This is a genomic window from Cryobacterium glucosi (assembly GCF_004402235.1).
Taxonomy (GTDB): domain Bacteria; phylum Actinomycetota; class Actinomycetes; order Actinomycetales; family Microbacteriaceae; genus Cryobacterium; species Cryobacterium glucosi.
The window spans coordinates 98,848-121,573 of the sequence record NZ_SOFS01000045.1 but is presented as its reverse complement, the minus strand read 5'-3'; the positions used below and the strand labels follow the sequence as shown (position 1 = coordinate 121,573).

Sequence of the window (22,726 nt, the reverse complement as noted above, 5' to 3'; positions counted from 1 at the left end):
CGAGGCGACCGCCACCGCGCACGGCCAGGCCCCGCGGTCCCCCGGTCCACTGGTTGCTGCGGCCGGGTCCGCGCCCGGGCACGGGCACGCGACCGGACCGACCGCATCCGGGCGGTCCCCGTTCCTCGTGACCGACCGGGCGGATGCCGCCGGCCGCGCCGCCGCGGACCCCGGCATCCCCGCAGGGCCGGGCACCGGCATCCGCCTGCTGCTGCCCGCGCGGGCTCCGTTCGACGGTGCCGGTGTGCTGGCGTTTCTCGGCGCCCGGGCCATCCCGGGGGTCGAGGTGGCCGGCCCAGGTACCTATGCGCGCACGCTGCGCCTGCCGCACGGGGCCGCGACGGTCGAGCTGAGCCTCGCCGGAACCGAGGACGCGCCCCAGCTGGCCTGCGCGGCGCGGCTCGACAGCCTCGACGACCTCGCCCCGCTCGTGAGCCGGGTGCGGCGGCTGCTCGACCTCGACGCCGACGCGCAGGCGATCAACCACGCGCTCTCCGTCGACCCGCTCCTGGCCGGGGCCGTGCGCGCGGTCCCTGGCATCCGCCTGCCCGGCAGCATGGATCCGGAGGAGACCCTGTTCCGGGCGTTGTTCGGGCAGCAGGTCTCCGTCGCGTCCGCCCGCACCGCGCTTGCGCGGCTGTGCGCGGAGCTCGGAGCGCCCCTGCCGCTTCCCGTGCCGGGGCAGGCGACTCTGCCGGGGCAGGCGCCCGCGCAGCCGTCCGCGCCCGCAACCGGCGACGAGCCTGCGCCGCGCCTGGACCGGCTGTTCCCGACGGCCGAACGCATCGCGGCCGACGGGCACAGCGTGCTGCGCGGACCGGCGAGGAGGATCGCTGCGATCCTCGGCGTCGCAGAAGCGCTCGCGACCGGAGAGCTCACCCTGTCGACGGCGGATTCCCGGGAGTCCCTGACCGCGACGTTGACCGCGCTGCCCGGGATCGGACCGTGGACCGCAGGCTATGTGGCCATGCGCGTGCTCGGGAGCCCGGACATCCTCCTGACGAGCGACCTGGCCCTCCGCCAGGGCGCAGCCCGGCTCGGCCTCCCCGGCGACCCGCGCGCCCTCGCGGCCCACGGCGCCGGCTGGGCGCCCTGGCGCAGCTACGCCGGAATGCACCTCTGGCGGGCCGCCGCGCTCCCCGGGCCGGCTGCGGCGTAGCTCTCCCGATTGACGGCTACTCTAGGCAGGTGAAGTTTGCGCACCTCAGAGTTGATGGCCAGTCCACGCCCCGCCTGGCAGCGGTGTTCGCGGAATCCGCGCTTTTCCTCGACGAGATCCTCGAGGACGCCCCGCGCGACCTGCAGGACCTGATCGAACGAGGCAGCGGCGAGTACGACCGGGTGCGCGCCCTCAGCGAGAACGCGGTCGCCCACGGAGCGACGCTCACTCCGCTCGAGGAGCTGCGCTACTCATCCGCGGTGCTGCGGCCGCCGCAGATCATCGCGATCGGCGCCAACTACGCCGCCCACTCCGACGAGCTCAAGCTGCGGACCGAGACCGGCGCGATCGTGTTCTCACTCTGGCCGAATTCCCTCACCGGCCACGAGTCGACGATCTCGTGGGCCCCGGAGGTCGCCACCCAGGTCGACTACGAGGCGGAGCTCGGCGTCATCATCGGGCGCCCGGCCCGCAACGTGTCGGTGCGTGACGCCCTCGACTACGTGTTCGGCTACACGGTCGTCAACGACATCACGGCCCGCAACCTGCAGTTCTCCGAGGCGCAGTGGTCGCGGTGCAAGTCCTTCGACGGCTTCACCCCGACCGGCCCGGTCGTGGTGACCCGCGACGAGATCGCCGATCCGCAGGACCTCACGCTGACCACCCACGTCGACGGGCGCATCCTGCAGGATGCCTCGACCGGCGACATGATGCGGTCGGTCGCAGAGCTCGTGTCCTACCTCTCGCAGACCTCGACGCTGCTGCCCGGCACGCTCATCTCCACGGGCAGCCCCGGCGGCGCGGGCTACAGCCGCACTCCCCCGGTCTTCCTGCACGACGGCTCGACCGTGACGATCACCGTGGACAAGATCGGCTTCCTGACCACGCACTGCCGCACCCTCTGACGCCCCCTGGGGCGGGCCGGGAGTAGCATGTGCGGCGAGTCCGTACCCGACCCGAATCGGCGCGGCGAGAGGGGGCACCGTGACCTGCGTCTCGGTCGTGATCCCCTGCTACAACGACGCGGTCTTCCTCGAGGCGGTCCTCGCCGCACTCGGGGACCAGACCCGGCCGGCCGACGAGATCATCGTCGTCGACAACGCCTCAACGGATGCCTCGGCGCGCGTCGCCCGAGCGGCCGGCGCCGTTCTCGTGGTCGAACCGGTGCAGGGGATCTGGCCGGCCGCCGCCGCCGGCTATGACGCGGCGTCCGGCGACCTGATCGCGCGGCTCGACGCCGACTCCGTGCCACCGCCGGACTGGATCGAGCGCGTCGAGCGGATCCTCACGCTCGAGCCCCTCGTCGACGTCGTCACGGGGCCGGGTGATTTCTACGACTGCCCGCGGCTCGTGGCCGCGCTCGGGCGGTTCGTGTACCTCGGCGGGTACTTCCGGCTGATCGGGCTGTGGCTCGCGCAGCCGCCGATCTTCGGATCGAACTTCGTGATGCGGCGCACGGTCTGGGCCGAGGTGCGCACTCTCGTGCACCGGGAGCGGAACGACGTGCACGACGACCTCGACCTGAGCCTGCACCTGCCGCCCTCGGTGTCCGTGCGGTTCGACGCCACGCTCAGGGTCGGGATCTCCGCCCGGCCCTTCGACACCTGGCGCGGCGTGGCCAGGCGACTGGACTGGGCGTACCGCACCCTTGCCCTGCACTGGCCGGAAGGGTCGCCCTGGCGGCTGCGGCTGGCCCGCCGGGCCTGGGCGCGCCGCATCCGAGCCTGAGCGCTGTGCATCTGCGCCGGGCGCGGGAGTTCCGCCGCTGCGCCTGTGGTGCGCCACTCGCGCACCGGCGGATGCCCCGCGCTCGATCCGAGGAGCCCGGTGGGATTCAGGAGCGGGCGTAGAGGGCGAGCAGGTCGCGGGCGAGCTGGTGCGGCGTCGTCTCGCAGGGGCTGTGGCCGGTGCGATACACGCGGAGTTGGGCGCCGATCCGCCCGGCGAACGCCCGGTGCAGCTCGAGCGGCCAGAGGTCCCGCTCGCCGACGGCGACAAGCAACGGAACCCGGCTCCGCGCGAGGTCCGCCCGCAGGTCGGGAGCGTTCTTCATCAGCTCCATGATCTCGTCGACGCTCCGGCGGATCGTGTCCTCGAAACGCAGCCGCACGAGGTGGAGCCGGCCGGGTGGCGCATGGTTGCGGTTGGTGACGAGCCCCCAGACCATCAGGCTCGCGATCGTGTGCGCGGGAAGCAGCCAGCTGAGCGTCCCGATCCAGCGCACGCCGCGGAAGGCCTGGCCGGCCAGGGGCGGGGCGCCGAGGAGCACGAGGCTCGCGAACAGCTCCGGATGCGTGGCGAGCGCGATCTCCGCGACGATCCCGGCGAAGGAGTACCCGAGCACGTGTGCGGGCGTCGCCCCGGCGTCGAGGACGGCCACGAGGTCGGCGGTGAACAGTCGGTAGTCATATCCCTGCCCCGCTCCAGGCCCCGCGCCGGCCGACCCGTACTGCCCCGCGAGGTCGTAGCTCTCCACGAAGTAGCCGGCTCCGGCGAGGATCGGTGCGAGCAGCACGAAGTCCTCCTTCGAACCGGTCGCACCCGGCACGAGCACCACCCGCGGATGCCCCGGCTCGCCCCAGGCGAGCGCCGCGAGGGAACCGCTCGGCGCCTCGAACCGGAAGGCCCTGGCCCCCGGCGGCAGGCCGGTCCAGTCCCGGTCAGGGAGCGACCGGTCGAGCGCCGCTGCCGGATCGTCGCGCGCATCGCTTTCGATGACGCCGGCCGGCCGGTGCACCCCGCGGCGTCTCTCCCGGATGGACACGCTGACACAGTAGCGCGACCCCGTCGTCCCCGAAGCCCGCGACCGGCATCCGTTTCAGAGCGCGGGCTGCGCTCAGAGGGCGAGGGCGAAGGGCAGGAACGGCAGGAACGCGAGCCCGAAGATGAGCCCGAGCACCAGCAGCAGGAACACGCCGGCGAGCATCACGGCGTTGAGCACGATGCCCCAGAGGGCCATGGTGCGGGCGTACGGTTCCCGGCCGAGGGCGAGCACGCCGGTCACGAGGCCGGCGATCGGGGCCACGAAGGTCCAGCCGGCGAGGATCGAGACGAGCCCGAGCACGAGGCTCGTCAGCGCGAGCGGGCTCGCTGGTCTTTCCGGCGCGGCCGGCGCGTACGCGTACGCCGGCGGGGCCGGGTACGCGGCGGGCGGTGTCGTCTGGTCGGGATGCAGGGTGGACATTCTGGACTCTCCTTGGAATACGGCCGCGGTTCACGGCTCTCTTCCAGAGTACGAAGCCGGCCTGCCGCCGACCATGGGGCTATCCCCCGGATCAGCCCCGGACCGGTCGGGGGTCAGCCGCCGATCAGGGTTTCGATCGGGCCACGCACGAAGAAGACCAGGAAGCCGACCGCGACGATCCAGAGCAGCGGGCTGATCTCGCGCGCCTTGCCGGAGAACGAGCGCACGACGACCCAGCTGATGAAGCCGGCGCCGATCCCGTTGGCGATCGAGTAGGTCAGCGGCATCACGATGATCGTGAGGAACACCGGGAAGACGATCGAGAACTCGCTGAAGTCGATGAAGCGGATCTGCGAGACCATCATCGCGCCGACGATCACGAGCGCCGCGGCGGCGACCTCGAGGGGCACGATCTGCGTGAGCGGGGTGAAGAACATCGCGGCGAGGAACAACAGCCCGGTGATGATGTTCGCGAACCCGGTGCGGGCTCCCTCGCCGATGCCGGCACCCGATTCGACGAACACGGTGTTGGAGGAGCCCGACGTCGCGCCGCCGAGCACCGCGCCGACACCCTCGACGATCAGTGCCGACTTCAGCCGGGGGAAGTTGCCCTTCTTGTCCGCGAGGCCTGCCTCGGTCGCGAGGCCGGTCATGGTGCCCATTGCATCGAAGAAGTTCGTGAACACGAGGGTGAAGACGAGCATGAGCGCCGCGAGTACGCCGATGCGGTCGAAGGCGCCGAAGCTGACGTGGCCGAGCAGGCTCAGGTCGGGCAGGGAGACCGCGGTCGTCGGGAGCACGGGGGCGTTGAGGTTCCAGCCGTACGCGTTGGTGCCGAGAGATGGCCCGACCTTGAAGATCGCCTCGAGGATCACGGCGATGACCGTGGTCGCGACGATCCCGATCAGGATGGCGGCCTTGACCTTGCGCGCGACGAGCACGCCGATCAGGAGCAGGCCGATCACGAACACGGTGGTCGGCAGGGTCACGATCGACCCGTTGTCGCCGAGCTGCACGGGCGGGCTCGCGGTCCCGCTCGAGCGGACGAATCCGGAGTCGACAAGGCCGATGAACGCGATGAACAGGCCGATGCCGACGGTGATGGCGATCTTGAGCTGGTGCGGAACGGCGTTGAAGATCATTTCGCGGAGCCCGGTCGAGGCCAGGAGCACGATGATGAGTCCGTTGATGAGCACGAGGCCCATCGCCTCCGGCCAGGTGACCTGGCCGACGACGCTCACGGCGAGGTAGGAGTTGATGCCGAGGCCGGCGGCGAAGCCGAACGGCAGCCGGGCGATCACGCCGAAGAGGATCGTCATGACGCCGGCGGTGAGCGCGGTGACCGCAGCGACCTGGGCGTTCGGGAGCCAGCCACCGACGACGTCGACCGAGGCCTGGTCTGCGCTGAAACCGCCGAGGATGAGGGGGTTGAGGATGACGATGTACGCCATGGTCACGAAGGTGACGAGGCCGCCGCGGACTTCACGGCCCCAGCTCGAGCCGCGGGTCGTGATCTCGAAGTAGCGGTCGATACGCCCCTTCACACTGGTGCGGAGTGGTGCGGGCGTGTCGGTCTGTGTAACAGGAATGGGGTTCTCCAGGCTGCCGTCGCGGCTGATTCTCAGCTTCCAGCTTACGCGCGTTGAGATGCGGTCCCGGGTATGCGCCACCGCCTCCCACCTCAGACGTGCGGGACGAAGGCTCCCCACGCCAGCCGCCGCTCGGCCAGCGGATCGGACTCGACCCGGTCGGCCGCGTCGATGATGAGGGTCAGCCGGCGCGTCTCGTCGTAGAGCGGCCACGCGGCATCCGGTTCGCCCGTTGTCGCGAAGCCGAGCCACCAGCCCTGCATGCGCGCCCCGATCGCCTTGAACTCACGGCGGCCGCCGATGATCGTCATGCCCCGGCCGAACCAGCCGTCCAGCCGGTCGAAGAGCGGGAACAGTTCGAGGCCGTGGGTCGCGTCGAGTCCCATCGTCCGCACGAGTCGCGGAGCGAAGTCGAAACGGTAGAAGTGCACGGGGGCGTAGCGGGATTGGCGCTCGCCGACCTTGAGGCTCGGGTACCAGAACGAGAAGTCGCCGCCGAAGTCGAGGGCGGGGCGCAGCGCCGGGATGCCGGGGTACTGGGCTTTCAGCGCCTTCCTCGCCTTCTTCTTGGTGTTGGCGAAGATCGCACGGATGCGCTTGGGCGTCGAAGCGAGGATATCGATCCGTCCACTGAAGAGGGAACCCTCGCGGGCGTTGGTGCCGATGATCAGCGGGATCCGGGCCGCGCGACCGTCCCGGAACGCGTCGAGCGGGCGTTCGGGCAGGAAGTCGCCGTCGATGACGGGCGACAGCGGAATCGTGCCGGGGTACTGGTCGGGCGCCCGAACGGTGAGCTCCATCGTCGCGGCGGCGAGCCGGGCCGGAGACGCGTCGAGCAGCAGCGCACGGGATTGGCCGAGTGCGTCCGGGCGGGCGTCCGCCAGCGCGTCCTGGCCGGCGTGCTCCGGTACGCGTGCGATGCCGTCCGCTGTCGCGCGTGCCGCGAGGATGCTCACGAAGTCGCGCGCCCACTCCGCCGTGAGCGCCGGCGGATACACCGCGTTCGGCGGTGCGCTCTGCGCGATCGCGCGCTGGAAGAGCCCGTGGGCGCTCGGGACGGTCATCAGGGTCGTCACGGCATTGCCCCCTGCCGACTCGCCGAAGAGCGTCACGGCATCGGGGTCGCCGCCGAAGAAGCGGATGTTGTCCCGCACCCAGGCGAGGGCGGCGGCCTGGTCCCGCAGCCCGAGATTGCTCTCGAACGGGCGTTCCGGCGTCGAGTAGCTGCTGAAGTCGAGGTAGCCGAGAGCGCCGAGCCGGTAGTTCAGGCTCACGTAGAGGATGCCGCCGCGCCGGACGAGGCCTTCGCCCTGGGTGGGCACCTCGCGGGAGGACCCGACGCTGTACGCGCCGCCGTGGATGAACACCATCACCGGGCGGAGTGCGCCCGGGTCGACGGGCGCGTCAGGGGCGATCACGTTGAGATTGAGGCAGTCCTCGTCCTGCGGGATGTCCGGGCGCGCCCCGTTGAACTGTCCCTTGTGGCTCTGCGGGGAGACGGGTCCCCAGTCGGTCGCGTCGCGCACGCCCGGCCAGGCCGCCGGCGGCTGCGGGGCCCGGAACCGCAGCGGTCCGACGGGCGCAGCGGCATAGGGGATGCCCCGCCAGGCGCGTACGCCCCGCACCCGGATCCCGCGCACCAGGCCGGTCCCGATCCGCACCGTCAGTGCCGCGTCAAGCGAGTCGTCGTGGGCAGGCTGAACGGTTCGGGTCACTGTCCGATCCTAATTCTTCACTACGATCGGAATACGTCCCACTACGAAACGAGCGACAATGGCACTGCCCTGGACCCTGCACGGCGACGGAAAAACGGTCGGGGTCGGGGACGTGGTCGGGCCGGGTGAGCGCCTGAACTGGCCGCTCACGATCGGGATCGGCGCCCAGCACGTCGTCGCGATGTTCGGTGCGACCTTCCTCGTTCCGCTGCTCACCGGCTTCCCGCCGAGCACCACCCTCTTCTTCTCCGGCGTCGGAACGCTGCTCTTCCTGATCATCACGAAGAACAAGCTGCCGAGCTACCTCGGCAGCTCGTTCGCCTTCATCGCCCCGATCACCGCGGCCGTCACGACGGCGGGCATGGGCAGCGCCCTGTTCGGCATCCTCGCCGTCGGCGCGCTGCTCGCGATCATCGGCGTCGTCGTGCAGGTCACCGGCACCGGCTGGATCGACGCGCTGATGCCGCCCGTCGTGTCCGGCGCGATCGTCGCCCTGATCGGCTTCAACCTCGCCCCGGTCGCGAAGGCCAACTTCGCCCTCGCACCCCTGACCGCCGTGATCACCCTGGCCGCGGTCATCCTCTCGACCGTGCTGTTCCGCGGCATCCTCGGTCGCCTCTCGATCGTGATCGGTGTCGCGGTCGGCTACCTCGCCGCCGTCCTCTCCGGCCAGGTCGATTTCTCGAAGGTCAACGACGCCGCCTGGATCGGGCTGCCGCCGTTCACGCTGCCGACGAACCCCTTCGAGAACGCCGCCGTGCTCGGGGTGCTTCCCGCGTTCCTGCCGGTCGTGCTCGTGCTCGTCGCCGAGAACGTCGGCCACATCCGCGGCGTCGCCCAGATGACGGATGCGAAGGTGAACCGGTTCACCGGGCGCGCCCTGATGGCCGACGGGCTCGCGACGATGCTCGCCGGGTTCAGCGGCGGCTCGGGCACGACGACCTACGGCGAGAACATCGGCGTGATGGCCGCGACCCGGATCTACTCGACCGCCGCGTACTGGGTCGCCGGCCTCGTCGCCGTGCTGCTCGGCCTCTCCCCCAAGATCGGCGCGGTCATCAACACCATCCCCGCCGGGGTGCTCGGCGGCGTCACGACCGCCCTCTACGGCCTGATCGGCATCATCGGCGTCAAGATCTGGCTCGACAACAAGGTCGACTTCAGCCGCCCGGTCAACCAGTTCACGGCCGCGACCGCGCTCATCATCGGCATCGCCGACTACACCTTCACCGCCGGTTCGCTGAGCTTCAACGGCATCGCGCTCGGCACGGTCGCCGCGATCGTGATCTACCACACCATGACCGTGAACGGCCGGCTCCGCCGCACCGACCGCTGACCCGCTGACCCGCGACACCGTCGTTCGACGCAACGTCGGAGTTTTTCGCGACACGCCGCATCCCCGGGCAGCGGATGCCGCGGGTCGCGAAATTCTCCGACATAACCGAGCCTGAGCCCCGACCGGGGAGCCGCTCCGAGCACGCGCGACCGGTCACGCGGACCGTGCGTGCGACATCCGGTCAGCGGTGCAGCGCGGGCACGATCAGGTAGACGCCGTACAGCACGGCCGCGACGCTGACCGAGAAGCAGGCATAGGCTCCGACGAGCGCGAGGCGCTTCTGGAACACGGTCAGCGGGTTCGCGGTCGCCGATTTGCGCCGCCGCTTGGCCTCTTTGGCCGCCCGCTTGGGCGTGAGCACCGTGATCGCGCCGGTGAAGGACGCCGGATCCACCACGAGCGCGCGGCCGGCACTCGTCAGCAGCCGGAGTCCGAGGGAGTACAGGCTCACGACGAGGGTCGACGAGAGGAGCGAAGCCCCGGCGACGACGAAGAATGCGCCCCAGTCGATCACAGCGATACCTTCTTCCGGTCGCGGCGCGCGATTCGCCTGGGCGTCTTCTTGATCTTCACGACGAGGGCGGCGTCGTCGATGTCGTGGAGGTTGTCGTGGGTGATGCGGGTGCGCCGCGACTGCCGGAACAGCAGGGCGACGATGACCGAGCCGAGGACCAGGTCGATGACGAGCCCGATCGGCCCGAGCAGGGTGAAGCCTGCGGCGAACGCGCCCATGACCGCGGAGGCGGGCAGGGTCAGCAGCCAGCCGAGCGCGATCTGGCCGGCCATACCCCAGCGCACGGTCGCCCCGCGGCGGCCGAGGCCGGAACCGATGACGGAGCCGGAGGCGACCTGGGTGGTCGAAAGCGCGAAGCCGAGGTGGCTCGAGGCGAGGATCGTCGCGGCCGTGCTCGTCTCCGCGGCGAAGCCCTGGGCGGGCTTGACGTCGGTGAGTCCCCTGCCCATCGTGAGGATGATCCGCCAGCCGCCGGTGTACGTGCCGATCGCGATGGCGAGCGCGCACGTGCAGATGACCCACCACTGCGGGCCGCTGCCGACCGCCTGGAATCCGCCGGCGATGAGGGTCAGCGTGATCACGCCCATCGTCTTCTGCGCGTCATTGGTGCCGTGGGCGAGGGCGACGAGGGAGGACGAGAAGATCTGCGCGTACCGGAAGCCACCCCGGCCGTCCGCCTTGCCTGCGTCACGACGCGTGATGAAGTAGGCGAGCCTGGTCGCGACGAGCGCGACGACACCGACCGTGACCGGTGCGATCAGGGCGGGCAGGATCACCTTCGCGAAGACGACGGTGAAGTCGACCGACTGGACGCCGATGCCGATGATGGCCGCGCCGATCAGGCCGCCGAAGAGTGCGTGGCTCGAGCTCGACGGCAGGCCGCGGAGCCAGGTGATCAGGTTCCAGACGATCGCGCCGATGAGCCCGGCAAAGATGATCTGCGGCGTGATCTGCACCCCGCCGTTGCCCTCGCGGATGATGCCCCCCGACACGGTCTTCGCGACCTCGGTGGAGAGGAATGCGCCGACGAGGTTGAGCACGGCTGCGAGGCCGACGGCGACCTTTGGCCGCATCGCCCCGGTCGCGATGGGCGTCGCCATCGCGTTCGCGGTGTCGTGGAAGCCGTTGGTGAAGTCGAAGACGAGGGACAGCGCAATGACGAGCGCGACGATCAGGGTGAGATCCACCGGAGGCTTTCTTGTTCGGCTGCAACAGGGTGCAGCCGAATCCGCGCTGCTTCCCGGACGCCGGACGGACAAGCGACCTAACGATCCTGACACTCCCGGGAGGTCAGGTCAATTCAGCGGGAATACTGCTCGCGTTCAGACGCCGTTCACCGGCGGCCCCTGCCCGCCCAGCCGCCCGCCCGGCTGCCCGCTCAGCTGCTCGCGACCACCGTCGCCAGGTCCGCGCCGAAGGTGAACGTGCGGCGCACGGGCACGCCAGCGAGCACGCCAGGCAGCCAGTGCCTGGCATCGTCCCACATCTCGTCGAGGGGCAGCGCTGCGACGTCGAACCAGACCGGGTTGAGTTCGTCCGATTCCCGGGGAGTGCCGCTCCAGTCGCTGCATACGAAGACGGACGATTCCTGGCTCCATGCCTCCCGGTGCGGGAACAGGTAGGTCAGCACCCCGAGGGCGGTGAGAGCGGATGCCGCGACGGAGAGTCCGGACTCCTCCTCGATTTCGCGCACCGCGGCATCCACCGCGGTTTCACCGGGTTCGAGCTTGCCGCCGAGGCCGACGATGTTGCCGAGGCCGAGGCCCTTCTTCTTCCGGCCGAGGAGCACCTGGGTGCCTCCGGCGGGCAATTCGCGGGTGAGGTAGCACACGCACACCTGGGGCAGGGTCATGGACCCAGCTTAACGGCGGGGTTTGTTAGGCTGCGCCTATGAATTTCGTTCCCGAATCGGGCACCATCACCATGTTCACGACCAACTGGTGCGGCTATTGCTCCCGGCTGAAGTCCCAGCTGGACAAGGCCGGCGTCGGCTACACCGAGGTCAACGTCGAAGAAGTCGACGGCACGAGTGAGCTCGTGATGAGCCTGAACGGTGGAAACCGCACCGTGCCGACGGTCCTGTTCCCGGACGGGTCGAGCGCGACCAACCCCTCGCTCGCGCAGGTCCAGGCCAAACTCGCCTGACCCTCTCCTCCCCGGTTCCACCAGCTGAGGGGTCGCAAATCGACCTTGTAACACGCTGAGGGGTCGCAATTCGACCTTCCCGTGTGCTGCGAAGGTCGATCTGCGACCCCTCAGGGATGCGATCGGGTGATGGTGCCGGATCTAGCCGAAGAGGACGGCGGCCTCGTCGTAGCGTGCCTGCGGGACGGTCTTCAGGCCGATCGTGGCGTCGGCGATGCTGACGATCTCGATGTCGGTGCCCTTGAGCGAGACCATGGAGCCCCACTGGCCGGCGTGGATCGCGTCGACGGCGGCCATGCCCAGGCGGGTGGCGAGCACGCGGTCGTATGCCGACGGGGAGCCGCCGCGCTGGGTGTGGCCGAGGACGGTCGCGCGGGTTTCGATGCCGGTGCGCTCTTCGACCATCGGGGCGATCATTTCGCTGATGCCGCCGAGGCGGGGACGGTTGAACGCGTCGAGGCCCTTGGTGGAGAGTGCTTCCTCCATGCCGGCGAGCTTGAAGCCCTCAGAGACGACGAGGACCGGCGCGCGGCCGCGGTCGCGGACGCTGAGGACCCACTCGCAGATCTGCTCGATGGTCTGGCTCTGCTCGGGGATGAGGATGGCGTGTGCTCCGCCGGCCATGCCGGAGTGCAGGGCGATCCAGCCGACGTGGCGGCCCATGACCTCGACGATCATGCAGCGGCCGTGCGACTCTGCGGTGGTGCGGAGGCGGTCGATGGCCTCGGTCGCGATCTCGACGGCGGTGTTGAAGCCGAACGAGTAGTCGGTGGCCTCGAGGTCGTTGTCGATGGTCTTCGGCACGCCGACGATGCGGATGCCTGCGTCGGTGAGGCGGCGGGCTGCGGTCAGCGTGCCCTCGCCACCGATCGCGATAATGGCGTCGATGCCCTCGGCATCCATCATCTTCTGGATGTTAACGGGTCCGCCGTTCTCGCCCTCGAACGGGTTCGTGCGCGAGCTGCCCAGAATGGTGCCGCCCTGACGGGATAATCCACGCACACTGTGGCGATCGAGGGTCATGAACTCCCCCTGCACCAGCCCGCGCCAGCCGTTGCGGATTCCGATGAATTCATCATCGAGAACGCGGACACCTTTAAGGACGGAACCGCGAATAACCGCGTTCAACCCGGGGCAGTCTCCACCGCTCGTGAGGATACCAATTTTCATCTGTGACTGCTCCTTCATGCTCAAGTACTCATGTCGGCGCCTGCACCAACCCCTAATGATGGTCCCGAATCGGGGCCAGACTCAAATCCGCGCCGGGGAGTGCGGGCTACAGCTCCCCGTCGAGTGCCTGGGTGAGCAGGAACACGAGGGCGCTGGCCTGGATCGAGTCCTCGGACGAGGCCTCGCCCTCGACCCCGTCGAGCGCGCGGGCCGCGAGACCCTGCTTGCTGCCGATCAGTTCGGCGATGCGCGCGTCGATCGTGTGCGCGGCGATGATCCGCCACGCGGTGACCGGTTCCGACTGGCCGATGCGGTGCACCCGGTCGATGGCCTGGGTCTGCTCCGCGGCCGTCCAGCTGAGCTCGGCGAGCACGACGTTCGAGGCCGCCTGCAGGTTGACCCCGACGCCGGCGGCGCTGAGCGAGCAGACGACGACGGCGACACCCGGGTCGTTGTTGAACGAGTCGATCGCGGCCTGGCGGGCGAGCGCGGTCTGGTCGCCCCTGAGGGAGACGGAGCGCATGCCGCGCTTGGCGAAGATCTGCTCAGCGGTGTCCATGACGTCGATGTGCTTGGCGAAGAACACGACCTTGCCGACCGAGTGCGCGAGCTGCACGGCGTAGTCTGCGGCGAGCCCGGCCTTGGCCTGGCCGATCTTGCGCACCATGGTGAACACGTTCTCGCCCGTCGTCTGGCCCTTGGACTCCTCGAGCTCGGCGTGGGCGACCGCGCGGATGAATGCGGCCCGCTGGGCTCCGTCGAGGCTGGGCGCCGTGCGGCCGGGATGGCGCGCGGACACGAGGCCGTGGTACCGAGTGACGAGACGGGCTGCGAGTTCCCGTTCGGCCTGGCGGATCGAGCGCCCGAGGTCGTCGTCGAGCTCGACCGGCAGGTCGGCGATGCGCTTGGCGGGCAGGTCCGTCGCGACGTCGACCTTGCGGCGGCGCACGATACCCATGTCGATGACCGCGGCCCTGGCTTCGGAGTAGAAACCGGCATCCGCCGGGGTGAGGCCGGTGGCCTCGAGCCGGGCCATCAGCTTCGCAGTCGGCTTGTCGCCGTCGATCCAGCCGAGGAACTGCCAGATGGCGCGGAAGTCGTCGACGTCGTTGATCAGGGGGGTGCCGGTCAGGGCCATCAGCAGCGGGTTGCCGCCGGGGGTGCGGCGGCGGATCTGCTCGGCGAGGGCGAGTACGTGGCGGGAGCGCTGCGACTGCAGGTTCTTGATGAAGTGCGCCTCATCGACGACCATGCCCTTGAAGCCGAGGGTACCGAGCCAGGCCCTGTGCCGGTCGAGCACGTCGTAGTTCACGATGACGACGTCGGCGAAGGCGTCGAGGGTGTCGCCGTCGCCGTGGATGACGGTCGCCCGGCGCTGCGGCGTCCACATCTCGACCTCGCGCACCCAGTTCATCTTGACGACGTTGGGCACGATGGCGAGCAGCGGGTACGCGCCGGCGACGGATGCCGCGAGCAGGCTCTGCGCGGTCTTGCCGAGACCAGGCTCATCGGCGAGCAGGTAACTGCGATGGCCGAGCCGTGCGCTCTCGATGAAGCGGGACTGGTGCCGCATGAGTTCCATGCCGGGCGGGGAGAGCCGGTCGATGACGGGCGCCTCCGGCAGGTCCATGCTCGCGGCCTGGCCGCCTGAGCCGTATTCGAAGGACTTGAAGAGCGGGCCGATCAGTTCCCAGTTGGCGAGGCGGCGCCCGGAGATGACGGGAGCGGCCTGGACGGCGCTGAAATCGGGGGCGAGGAAGGGGTTCGCGAGCTGGCGCGCCCGCACGGACTGCGGGACGACCTGGTTCTCCGGCTCATCGGGCTTGACCTCGGGCTCGCGGGTGATGATCAGTTCGTCCGGGCTCAGGTCCGCCCCGGATTCGAGGAGCCAGTCGCGGCGGAAGCGCTGTGCGACGGTCGACACTCCGGCGTCGGGTTCGAGGAGGGTGATCAGGCTCGTGTCGCGGGCCGCGGTCTTCGCGAGGATCTGCGCGATGCCGTCGAGGCGTTTGAGCAGCTCTGCCCTGTTCGCGTCGGTCAGTTCGCGGTCGCCCTTGACCCTGGCGCGTTCCTCGCGCATCAGGAGCGCGATGACCTGGTACTTCGTGCGGTTCGTCGGCCCGAGCTTGGTGCCCGACTGGGCCTTGGCCTCGACCTCGCGCACCTTGCGGGCGAGGATCGGGATGATCGGGGCGTCGTCGTCCCTCGAGCGTGCGCGCTGCCTGGCGCGGCCTCCGGCCGGGGCATGGTTGTTCGAGCCTGGGGCCTGGTGGCGGGTGTATGCCATTCTTCTCCAACTTCACAGCGGCTGTGGCAGCGTGATCCACGCGCGACGTCGTGCGGCATCCGTGGACACCAGAGCGATCAATCGAAAGAACCGGGCCGAGCCAACGAAACGATTGTGCTGCAGACCGCTTCGGTACTACACCGGGGAGGTCGAGACGACGACCGGGTTTCGACGCACCTGTAGTCTACGCCCGCGCATCCGCCCGATGACACACCCCGCACGACGCTCAGTGCACGGGGACCTTGACGCGCACCCCGACGACGATGAAGAGCAGCGCCGCGACATACTGTGCGGCCACCCAGCCTTGCCCGTTCAACCCGATCACGAAGATCGGGTTCCACAGCACGGCGATGGGGGCGAGGCCGATGAGCCACCACCAGGCCTTCCCCTGCACGGCGAAGACGCAGAGGATGAGGGCGAGGATGCTGACGGTGTACCGGATGATGATGAAACTGTCGGCGTCGATCAGGGCGAGACCGGCAAGCAGGGCGATGGCGCCGAGCAGGCCGGGCGCGAGAGCTGCCCGGGAAAAGGTGGGTGCGACCGGGGTGCCCATCAGACGCCCCCTCCCCCGCCGCCGCCGCCTCCGCCGCCGACGGACCCGCCGCCGCCGAACCCGGAACTCGAGGAGCTGGACGCGGTGCCCGACCACGCCGACGTCGTCGAGCTCGCGAAGCCGCTCAGGCTCGCCGCGAAGAACCCGGCGTTGAACGCACCGGTGCCGTAGTACCAGTCCGGCTGGGACCGGCTCTGCGCGTAGTACTCACCGAGCACGGCCGACCAGTCCTTCTCCTGCCCGAACAGCACGGCGAACGGCAACAGGCGCTCGTAGAGCTTGAGGACCTGCAACGGCTGCCCGGGGTCGACCATCATTTCCGGGCTCCCCGGCTCCGGGCGGTACGGCGAGCGCAGGGCGCCCTGGGGGCTCTGCAGCACCCGCAACCTGTCGGTCTCGGCGACTCCGATGTACAACCTGACTCCTTCGAGGTAATCGCGCAGTTCCGCCCCTGCTGCGGTGAGCGGGCGGATGCTCGACGCGAGTGACACGGTCGTGATGGCGCCGATCAGCCCGGCGAGGAGGACGAGGAACGGCCACGCCCCGCCGATCTCGAGCGCGAGACCGACGACGCCGCCGAGAACGGCGACGAGGCCGCCGACAACGGAGAGGCCGAGCAGCGCGGAACGCAGGGACCCGCCCTTCTTCTCACGGAAACCGGTGGGGATCGCCGCCCGGCGGGTCGCCCGCAGTTCGCCCTGAAGCGCGGTGGTGAGGCTGGTGCTCTTCTTCTTGAGGTCGCGCTGGGTGCCCGGTTTGAGCCCGGGAAAGAGGTGGCCGAGCATGGAGAGCTCCGTCGCGTCGACGCCCCGGGTGTCCCGCAGCTCGAGCAGGTAGTGCTTGGGCCCGGAGCCTTCGAGCACCCGCACGTTGCCGCGCACGGCGAACTGCAGGAACTGGGCGGTGATGGCCTTCGTGGACGTGCGGGTCACCTCGCCGGCCTGGAGCAGGTTGACACCCTTCGGCGGCAGGTATTCGGCGATGATCGTGGGCCGGCCGGGCGCATTGCGCCAGCGGGTCGCCCGCAGGGCGATCGCGAGGGCGGCGCAGACGAGCGCGAGCACGGCACCGGCGAGGCCGACGGCGGGGATCGGGCTCGCGAAGAACGAGTTGTCCCTCGGCACGAAGGTACCCGGGGTGAAGCCGACGACCAGGGTGAGTCCCTCATGGGCGGCAAGGCTGCCGCTGCTCGCGCTGATCCGGGTTCCGGTCGTCGCCGCCGCACTCGAATCCGTGCTGATCTCGGAGCAGTCGGCCGAGGAATTCGTCGATCCCTGGAGGCACCTGGCCTGGCCGGTCAGCCGGCCGGTGAGCTCAGGGTCGACCGTGAGCGTCGCGGAGACGGAGCCGAAGGGCTGGGCCCAGCCGGTTCCGTTGACCTCCCAGTAGAACTCCTCATCCTGCGCATCCGTCGGAACGAGGGTCACGTCACGCTGCGTGTATGTGATCACATAGGTCTGCGCGCCGTGCACGTAGCCGTCGGCTGCGCTCGTCACGATGAAGAAGTCGCCGGCGTCGCTCTCGCTCGTGTCGCTCGGCCGCGGGGCACCGTTCTCGTCGGTGAGGCTCACAAGGTCGATCCCGGTCGGATGCCCGTCGTAGTGGCTCGGGATCGACCGACGGATGCCGTGGTTCTGATCGAAGTCCGGGAACCGGGCGACGATGGTCTCCGTCGTCGTCAACGCGGAGTGCCCGTCCGCTGACCGGCTGAGCACGAAGTCGGAGTGCATCGAGTCGAAGCTGAAGTCGTCGACGCCGCCGGGCACGGAGACGGCGGGCTGCCCCAGGGGCGCGGCCGCGACGGCCGCCGCAGGCACCGACAGGGTGAGGAGGGCGAACGCGCCCAGGATGGTGACGAACAGGGATCGAGCCAATCGGCGCATGCCCCCACTCTAGCGAGCGGGCTGGGGCGCAGACGTCGCTTCGGCCGTGGCCGTGATGCGGTTGGCCATCCCGCTGAAGATGATCCCGTGGAACGGCAGGATCGAGAACCAGTAGAGCCGGCCGCCGAGGCCGCGTGGGAAGAACACGGCACGCTGCCGGTAGACGGAGCCACCGTCCGCGGCCGGTTCGGCGGTCATCTCGAGCCAGGCCAGCCCGGGAACCCGCATCTCGGCACGGAGCCGGAGGAAACGCCCGCGCTCGAGGCTCTCCACCCGCCAGAAGTCGAGCACGTCGCCGGTGTGCAGCCGTTCCGCGTCGCGCCGGCCACGGCGGAGCCCGACGCCGCCGACGAGCTTGTCCGCCCAGCCGCGCACGGCCCAGGCGAGAGGGAATGAGTACCAGCCGTTGTCGCCGCCGATGCCCTCGATGATGCGCCACAGTTCGGCGGGCGCCGCGGGGGTGTGCTTCGTACGAACGTCGGTGTAGACGAGGTGCCCCGCCCACTCCGGGTCGCTCGGCAGCGGGTTGCTGCTCGCCCCCTCGATCGAGGCGTTCCGCCAGCTGGTCTCGACGTCGCCGTCGCGCATCCGCCCGAGCGCGAGCCGCACGGCCGTGCGGTACCCGGTGAGACCGCCGTCGGGGACGGGGATGTACCCGTCGATGTCGTGTTCGCCCATCACGCAGTCGTTCTGCAGGGAGGCGATGATCGGCACGGCGAGGTTGCGCGGGATCGGGGTGACGAGGTTGACCCACTGCGAGGCGAGCCACGGGGTCAGCACCGGCAATGAGGCGATCGGGCGCTGGCGAAGTCCCGCCTCGAGGGCGTAGCCGTTCATCATCTGCCCGTAGCGGAGCACGTCGGGACCGCCGATATCGAAGGTTCGGTTGACGGAGTCTGGCAGGTCCGCCGCGGCGACGAGGTAGTAGAGCACGTCGCGCACGGCGATCGGCTGGATCTTGTTGCGTACCCATTTCGGTGCGGGCATGTACGGCAGCACGTCGGTCAGGTGCCGGATCATCTCGAAGGACGTCGAGCCGCTGCCGATCACGACGCCGGCCTGCAGGGCGGCGGTCGGCACGCCGGAGGCCAGCAGGATCCGTCCGACCTCGGCCCGGGAGCGCAGGTGCCGGGAGAGGGTCTCGGTGTCCGGGTGCAGCCCGCCGAGGTAGACGATCCGCGACACGCCGGCCGCCGCAGCTGCCGACGCCACCGTGCGGGCGGCCCGTGCCTCGGCCTGCTCGAAGTCGCCCGAACTGCCCATCGCGTGCACGAGGTAGTAGACGACGTCGATCCCGGCGCACGCCGCGTCCACGGCGTCGGCGTCTGCGAGGTCGCCGACCCGGATGTCCACCCGGTCCCGCCAGGGGACGTCGGTGAGCTTCTGCGGCGAGCGCACGAGCACGGTCACCTCGAATCCGGCGTCGAGGAGGAGCGGAACCAGCCGCCCGCCGATGTAGCCGGTCGCCCCGGTCACGAGTGCTCGTCTGGCAGTCATGGTCAGAGCCTAGGGCGAATGCCGGCGCTGAGGCTGGGAGCCTGCCGGGCCTGTGGATGAATCGCTCGCGCTCGATGCGAATCCGGCAGGATCGGCGCATGACTCTTCGACTCGACCCCCGGTATCCGCTCGTCTGGCGCTCGCCGGACACCATCCAGCTCGGCGTCGACCACCCGGCGCTCCGCCTCCGCGTGCCCGGCCCCGGCCTCGAACGCGTCATCGACGCGCTCCGGTCCGGGGTGCCCCGCAGCGGCGCCGTCATGCTCGGCCGCACGGGCGGGGCGACTGCAGAATCCGTCTCCGCCCTCCTCGCCGCGCTCCGCCCGGTCCTGCTCGACGACCTCGGGCCGGAGTCCTCGACGCCGGCGCTCCGGCACTGGGTGTCCGTCGACGGGCGCGGCACGACGGCCGCGCGGCTCCGTTCCTTCCTCGACGACCTCGGGCTCGACACCCACGAACTCGACGACGGTGTCGGCGGAAGCGCACGGGTCGCCTACGATTCCGGCTACGGCACCGGCATCCGTTTCAGCACCGCGAGCGGCACCGGCGCGGATGCCGCCGCCCCCGCGGACACGGACCTCGCGGTGATCATCGGCCGGTTCGCGATCGAGCCGGCGCGCTACCGGCGCTGGCTGAACCGCGACGTGCCGCACCTGCCGGTCGTGTTCGGAGACCGGAAGGTGCGGATCGGCCCGCTCGTGGAGCCGGGGCTGGGCCCGTGCCTGTTCTGCCTCGAGCAGGCCAGGGTCGACGCCGACCCGGCCTGGCCCGCGATGGCGAGCCAGCTGGCCCACCGGCCTGCGCCGACGGAGTCAGCGCGTCGTGGCCTCGAGGTCGCTGTCCGGGTTGCGGGGATCGTGCAGGATCGTGTGCTGTCCGGTCACTCGGCGCTCGCGGGCGTCTCCCTGTCGATCGACGCCGCGAGCGGAAGGATCACGCGCCGCGTCCACCGGCCGCACGAGCGTTGCGCATGCCGAGCTCTGTCAGGAACCGCGATCGTTCCCTCGGTGCCCGTTGCTGGTGCCCGGACGCGGACCAGCTCAGGGCGAGTCGCCGGCGTGCCCTGGTGATGCCGACGTAGAGCAGCCGGCGTTCCTCGTCGATCTGCTCGAAGGTACCCGCGTAGCTGATCGGGACGAGCCCCTCTGACAGCCCCACCACGAAGACGGCGTCCCATTCGAGGCCCTTGGCAGAGTGCAGCGTCGCGAGGGTCACCGCCGAGACGGTCGGTTCGTGCTGGCCTGCCTGCCGCTCCATCAGTTCGTCGGTGAACTGGCGGAACGTCGTTCCGGGCGCGGCCTGGTCGACGAGCCCCATGATCGCGTTGAGCGATTCCCAGCGGTCCCGCACCGCACCGGCGGCCTCCGGCGCTGTCTGGCTCCAGCCGAGCGAGCGCAGCACGTCGCTGGCCGACTTGAACAGCGGCTCGCCCACGATCGAAACGGATGCCGCTCGCAGCTGCATCACGGCCTGCTTGACCTCGGTGAGGTCGAAGAACCGCTTCGATCCACGGATCTGGTAGCTGATGGACAGGTCGCCGAGCGCGGTCTCGAGCGCCGCGGCTTGCACGTTGACCCGGTAGAGCACGGCGATGTCTTCCGGCCGGATGCCGGATTCGATCAGTTCGAGGATCTGCTGGGCGACCCCGCGTGCCTCCGCGAGGTCGTTCGCGTACTCGTGCACGCTCGGTTCGACCCCCGGCTCCGCCGAGTGCGCGCGCAGGGTGAGCGCCCCGGTGCGGCCGCGCATCAGCTGGTTCGCGGTCGTGACGATCGCCCCCGTCGACCGGTAGTTCTGTTCGAGGCGCACGACCGTCGCATCCTCCCAGCGCTTGGGGAAGTCGAGAAGGTAGTCGCTGCGGGCGCCCGCGAAGGAATAGATGGTCTGGCTGGCGTCGCCGACCACGCACAGGTCCCTGCGTGGCCCGACCCAGAGGGCGAGCAGGTCGTGCTGCAACGGCGACACGTCCTGATACTCGTCGACGACGAAGAACCGGTACTGCTCGCGCACCTGCAGGGCGACGGAGGGTTCGGACTCGATCATCCCGGCCATCGCGAGCAGGACATCCTCGAAGTCGATCTGCTTGCGCTCATCCTTCAGCCGCTCGTAGCGTTCGTGCATCGCCACGACCTGGTCGGCGTCGAGCCGGCCGGGCAGGCTGCGCCTGGCGATGCCGGCGGCGTAGTCCTCGATGCTGAGCCCGGTGGTCTTGCGCCACTCGACCTCGGCGGCGAGGTCGCGCAGGGTCGCGGTGTCGAGCCGGAGTTTGAGCTGTTCGGCGGCGTGGCCGAGCAACCGACCCTTTCCGTCGAGGATGCGCGGCGCCTGGCCGCCGACGACGTGCGGCCAGAAGTAGTTGAGCTGGGAGAGCGCTGCGGCGTGGAAGGTGCGTGCCGCGACGCCGCCGGCGCCGAGTTGGCGCAGCCGGCCCCGGAGTTCCGCGGCGGCCCGCGAGGTGAAGGTGAGCGCCATCACCCGGTTCGGGGCGTACGCGCCGGTCATCACCCCGTAGGCGATCCGGTGGGTGATCGCGCGGGTCTTGCCGGTGCCTGCGCCCGCGAGCATGCACACCGGCCCGACGAGGGCCTCCGCGGCGATGCGCTGCTGGTCGTCGAGGCCGGCCAGAAGCGTCTCGGGGGTCAGCGCCATCCGGCGACCAGGTCGGGGCCGAAGTCGATCGGTCCGCCGTACCACTGCTCGATGATCGCGCGTGCGATCGAGGAGCGGCCGGGCAGGATGATGCTGTCGCCGGCCGCGGCCAGTTCGGAGCGGCTGAACCAGCGCAGGTCGAGGATCTCGTCACCGTCCGGCAGGACACCGTCCGGCTGCTGGCCGTCGGCGAGGCGCGCGGTGAAGCCGAACATGATCGAGGCGGGGAACGGCCACGGCTGGGAGCCGAGGTAGACCGGGTCGGTGACGCGGAGGCCGGACTCCTCGAACATCTCGCGGATGACGGCCGCCTCGAGGGACTCCCCCGGTTCGACGAAGCCCGCGAGCAGGGAATAGCGGTTGTTCTCCCACAGGGCGTTCGACCCGAGCAGGATGCGCTCGTCGGCATCGGTGATCAGCACGATCACGGCGGGGTCCGTTCGGGGGAACACCTGGCTGCCGTCCACGGGGCACCGGCGGCTCCAGCCGCCGCCCTCGACCTCGGTTGCGGCGCCGCAGCGCGGGCAGTGCGCGTGCGAGGCGTGCCAGTTCGCGAGCGCGAGCGCTTCGGTGAAGAGGCCGGCGTCGCGGTCGGAGAGGGCGCTCGCGACAGTGCGGAGCGGCACCCAGAGGGACTCGTCCGGTTCGAGGGTCGCGGCCGCGCCGTCGTCGAGGATAACGGCGACCAGGCGGGTGCCCGCGGGTTCCGCGCCCTCGTCGGCGAGGGACCTGCCGAGGTAGAGCTCGATCGGGGTCTGCGCGACGAGGGCGGGCGGGAACAGGCGCAGCCGGGGCCGGCGGCTTCCGGTATCGGTTGCGGCGAGCTCGTGGGTGCCTGCGGGGGCCGCACCCGGCGTTCCCGCCAGGAGGGTGGACCCGCGCCAGAGCGGGAGGACGCGCGTGGAGGCATCCGCCCGGAGCTCGTCGAAGAGTCCGGGTATGGCCCGGGTGAGGTGGTCCCTGTCGACGGCGTGGCGGGACAGCGGCAGTTGGGAGGTGAACGTGAACGGCATGAAGACCCTTCGGACTCTGGCGTGACTGC

General features: G+C 70.3%; 19 protein-coding genes. 5 read left to right on the top strand and 14 right to left on the bottom strand.

What is annotated here, in order from left to right:
* The 3 genes from E3O46_RS17865 to E3O46_RS17855 form a co-directional block, all read left to right on the top strand.
* Positions 1–1,159 (top strand): DNA-3-methyladenine glycosylase family protein (locus E3O46_RS17865; RefSeq protein WP_338145038.1); only part of this gene is annotated, 1,159 nt, incomplete at its 5' end.
* Positions 1,160–1,188: 29 nt separating this feature from the next.
* Complete coding sequence (locus E3O46_RS17860) at positions 1,189–2,064, top strand: fumarylacetoacetate hydrolase family protein (RefSeq protein ID WP_134449571.1); 876 nt, start codon at positions 1,189–1,191, stop codon at positions 2,062–2,064.
* A gap of 79 nt (positions 2,065–2,143) precedes the next feature.
* Entirely contained in the window at positions 2,144–2,887 is a 744-nt protein-coding gene (locus E3O46_RS17855) for a glycosyltransferase family A protein (RefSeq protein ID WP_134562253.1), read from the top strand.
* Positions 2,888–2,993: 106 nt separating this feature from the next.
* Here E3O46_RS17855 and E3O46_RS17850 read toward each other — a convergent pair whose 3' ends face one another.
* The 4 genes from E3O46_RS17850 to E3O46_RS17835 all read right to left on the bottom strand — a co-directional run bounded on the left by E3O46_RS17850 (position 2,994) and on the right by E3O46_RS17835 (position 7,647).
* Positions 2,994–3,923 (bottom strand): alpha/beta fold hydrolase, encoded by a 930-nt coding sequence (locus E3O46_RS17850; protein ID WP_338145037.1) that lies wholly within the window; start codon positions 3,921–3,923, stop codon positions 2,994–2,996.
* A 72-nt stretch (positions 3,924–3,995) separates the two neighbouring features.
* Positions 3,996–4,343: a hypothetical protein gene (locus tag E3O46_RS17845; RefSeq protein ID WP_241975350.1), complete on the bottom strand. Its 348-nt coding sequence runs from the start codon at positions 4,341–4,343 to the stop codon at positions 3,996–3,998.
* 113 nt (positions 4,344–4,456) lie between these two features.
* The gene (locus E3O46_RS17840) at positions 4,457–5,887 is read right to left on the bottom strand and encodes an NCS2 family permease (protein WP_370294594.1); all 1,431 of its coding nucleotides are present in this window, start codon (positions 5,885–5,887) and stop codon (positions 4,457–4,459) included.
* A 137-nt stretch (positions 5,888–6,024) separates the two neighbouring features.
* Positions 6,025–7,647, bottom strand: coding sequence for a carboxylesterase/lipase family protein (locus tag E3O46_RS17835; RefSeq protein ID WP_134562251.1), 1,623 nt, complete (start codon positions 7,645–7,647; stop codon positions 6,025–6,027).
* A 58-nt stretch (positions 7,648–7,705) separates the two neighbouring features.
* Here E3O46_RS17835 and E3O46_RS17830 point away from each other — a divergent pair, with 58 nt between their 5' ends.
* Positions 7,706–8,983: a uracil-xanthine permease family protein gene (locus E3O46_RS17830; RefSeq protein WP_134562249.1), complete on the top strand. Its 1,278-nt coding sequence runs from the start codon at positions 7,706–7,708 to the stop codon at positions 8,981–8,983.
* A 181-nt stretch (positions 8,984–9,164) separates the two neighbouring features.
* On the opposite strand, the gene E3O46_RS17825 is transcribed toward E3O46_RS17830, so the two are convergent.
* From E3O46_RS17825 to E3O46_RS17815, 3 genes are all read right to left on the bottom strand, one after another.
* Positions 9,165–9,497, bottom strand: coding sequence for a peptidase (locus E3O46_RS17825; protein WP_134449566.1), 333 nt, complete (start codon positions 9,495–9,497; stop codon positions 9,165–9,167).
* The gene (locus tag E3O46_RS17820) at positions 9,494–10,684 is read right to left on the bottom strand and encodes an inorganic phosphate transporter (protein WP_134449565.1); all 1,191 of its coding nucleotides are present in this window, start codon (positions 10,682–10,684) and stop codon (positions 9,494–9,496) included. Before E3O46_RS17820 ends, E3O46_RS17825 begins: the two co-directional genes overlap by 4 nt.
* 191 nt (positions 10,685–10,875) lie before the next feature.
* Positions 10,876–11,349 carry an 8-oxo-dGTP diphosphatase gene (locus E3O46_RS17815; RefSeq protein ID WP_134562247.1) on the bottom strand — a complete coding sequence of 158 codons (474 nt, stop codon included), beginning with the start codon at positions 11,347–11,349 and terminating at the stop codon, positions 10,876–10,878.
* A gap of 38 nt (positions 11,350–11,387) precedes the next feature.
* On the opposite strand from E3O46_RS17815, the gene E3O46_RS17810 reads away from it, so the two are divergent.
* The gene (locus E3O46_RS17810; RefSeq protein ID WP_134449563.1) at positions 11,388–11,642 is read left to right on the top strand and encodes a mycoredoxin; all 255 of its coding nucleotides are present in this window, start codon (positions 11,388–11,390) and stop codon (positions 11,640–11,642) included.
* 141 nt (positions 11,643–11,783) lie between these two features.
* Here E3O46_RS17810 and E3O46_RS17805 read toward each other — a convergent pair whose 3' ends face one another.
* The 7 genes from E3O46_RS17805 to nudC form a co-directional block, all read right to left on the bottom strand.
* Complete coding sequence (locus E3O46_RS17805) at positions 11,784–12,812, bottom strand: 6-phosphofructokinase (protein WP_134449562.1); 1,029 nt, start codon at positions 12,810–12,812, stop codon at positions 11,784–11,786.
* 106 nt (positions 12,813–12,918) lie between these two features.
* Entirely contained in the window at positions 12,919–15,099 is a 2,181-nt protein-coding gene (locus E3O46_RS17800) for a DEAD/DEAH box helicase (RefSeq protein ID WP_134449561.1), read from the bottom strand.
* A 226-nt stretch (positions 15,100–15,325) separates the two neighbouring features.
* Entirely contained in the window at positions 15,326–15,655 is a 330-nt protein-coding gene (locus tag E3O46_RS17795; RefSeq protein ID WP_241975349.1) for a DUF6804 family protein, read from the bottom strand.
* Positions 15,655–17,538: a DUF2207 domain-containing protein gene (locus tag E3O46_RS17790; protein WP_134562245.1), complete on the bottom strand. Its 1,884-nt coding sequence runs from the start codon at positions 17,536–17,538 to the stop codon at positions 15,655–15,657. The genes E3O46_RS17795 and E3O46_RS17790 overlap by 1 nt, the downstream gene beginning before the upstream one ends.
* A 9-nt stretch (positions 17,539–17,547) precedes the next feature.
* Positions 17,548–19,035: an SDR family oxidoreductase gene (locus E3O46_RS17785; protein WP_134449560.1), complete on the bottom strand. Its 1,488-nt coding sequence runs from the start codon at positions 19,033–19,035 to the stop codon at positions 17,548–17,550.
* A gap of 933 nt (positions 19,036–19,968) precedes the next feature.
* Positions 19,969–21,684, bottom strand: a complete 1,716-nt coding sequence (locus E3O46_RS17780) for an ATP-dependent helicase (protein WP_134449559.1) — start codon at positions 21,682–21,684, stop codon at positions 19,969–19,971.
* Complete coding sequence (nudC, locus tag E3O46_RS17775; protein WP_134559129.1) at positions 21,675–22,697, bottom strand: NAD(+) diphosphatase; 1,023 nt, start codon at positions 22,695–22,697, stop codon at positions 21,675–21,677. Before nudC ends, E3O46_RS17780 begins: the two co-directional genes overlap by 10 nt.
* Positions 22,698–22,726: the final 29 nt, after the last annotated feature.

Coding starts and splice junctions, on each gene's coding strand:
- E3O46_RS17845 (WP_241975350.1), bottom strand. CDS start 4,343: ATGTCCACCCTGCATCCCGACCAGACGACACCGCCCGCCGCGTACCCG.
- E3O46_RS17830 (WP_134562249.1), top strand. CDS start 7,706: ATGGCACTGCCCTGGACCCTGCACGGCGACGGAAAAACGGTCGGGGTC.
- E3O46_RS17815 (WP_134562247.1), bottom strand. CDS start 11,349: ATGACCCTGCCCCAGGTGTGCGTGTGCTACCTCACCCGCGAATTGCCC.
- E3O46_RS17810 (WP_134449563.1), top strand. CDS start 11,388: ATGAATTTCGTTCCCGAATCGGGCACCATCACCATGTTCACGACCAAC.
- E3O46_RS17805 (WP_134449562.1), bottom strand. CDS start 12,812: ATGAAAATTGGTATCCTCACGAGCGGTGGAGACTGCCCCGGGTTGAAC.
- E3O46_RS17800 (WP_134449561.1), bottom strand. CDS start 15,099: ATGGCATACACCCGCCACCAGGCCCCAGGCTCGAACAACCATGCCCCG.
- E3O46_RS17795 (WP_241975349.1), bottom strand. CDS start 15,655: ATGGGCACCCCGGTCGCACCCACCTTTTCCCGGGCAGCTCTCGCGCCC.
- E3O46_RS17790 (WP_134562245.1), bottom strand. CDS start 17,538: ATGCGCCGATTGGCTCGATCCCTGTTCGTCACCATCCTGGGCGCGTTC.
- E3O46_RS17785 (WP_134449560.1), bottom strand. CDS start 19,035: ATGACTGCCAGACGAGCACTCGTGACCGGGGCGACCGGCTACATCGGC.
- E3O46_RS17780 (WP_134449559.1), bottom strand. CDS start 21,684: ATGGCGCTGACCCCCGAGACGCTTCTGGCCGGCCTCGACGACCAGCAG.
- nudC (WP_134559129.1), bottom strand. CDS start 22,697: ATGCCGTTCACGTTCACCTCCCAACTGCCGCTGTCCCGCCACGCCGTC.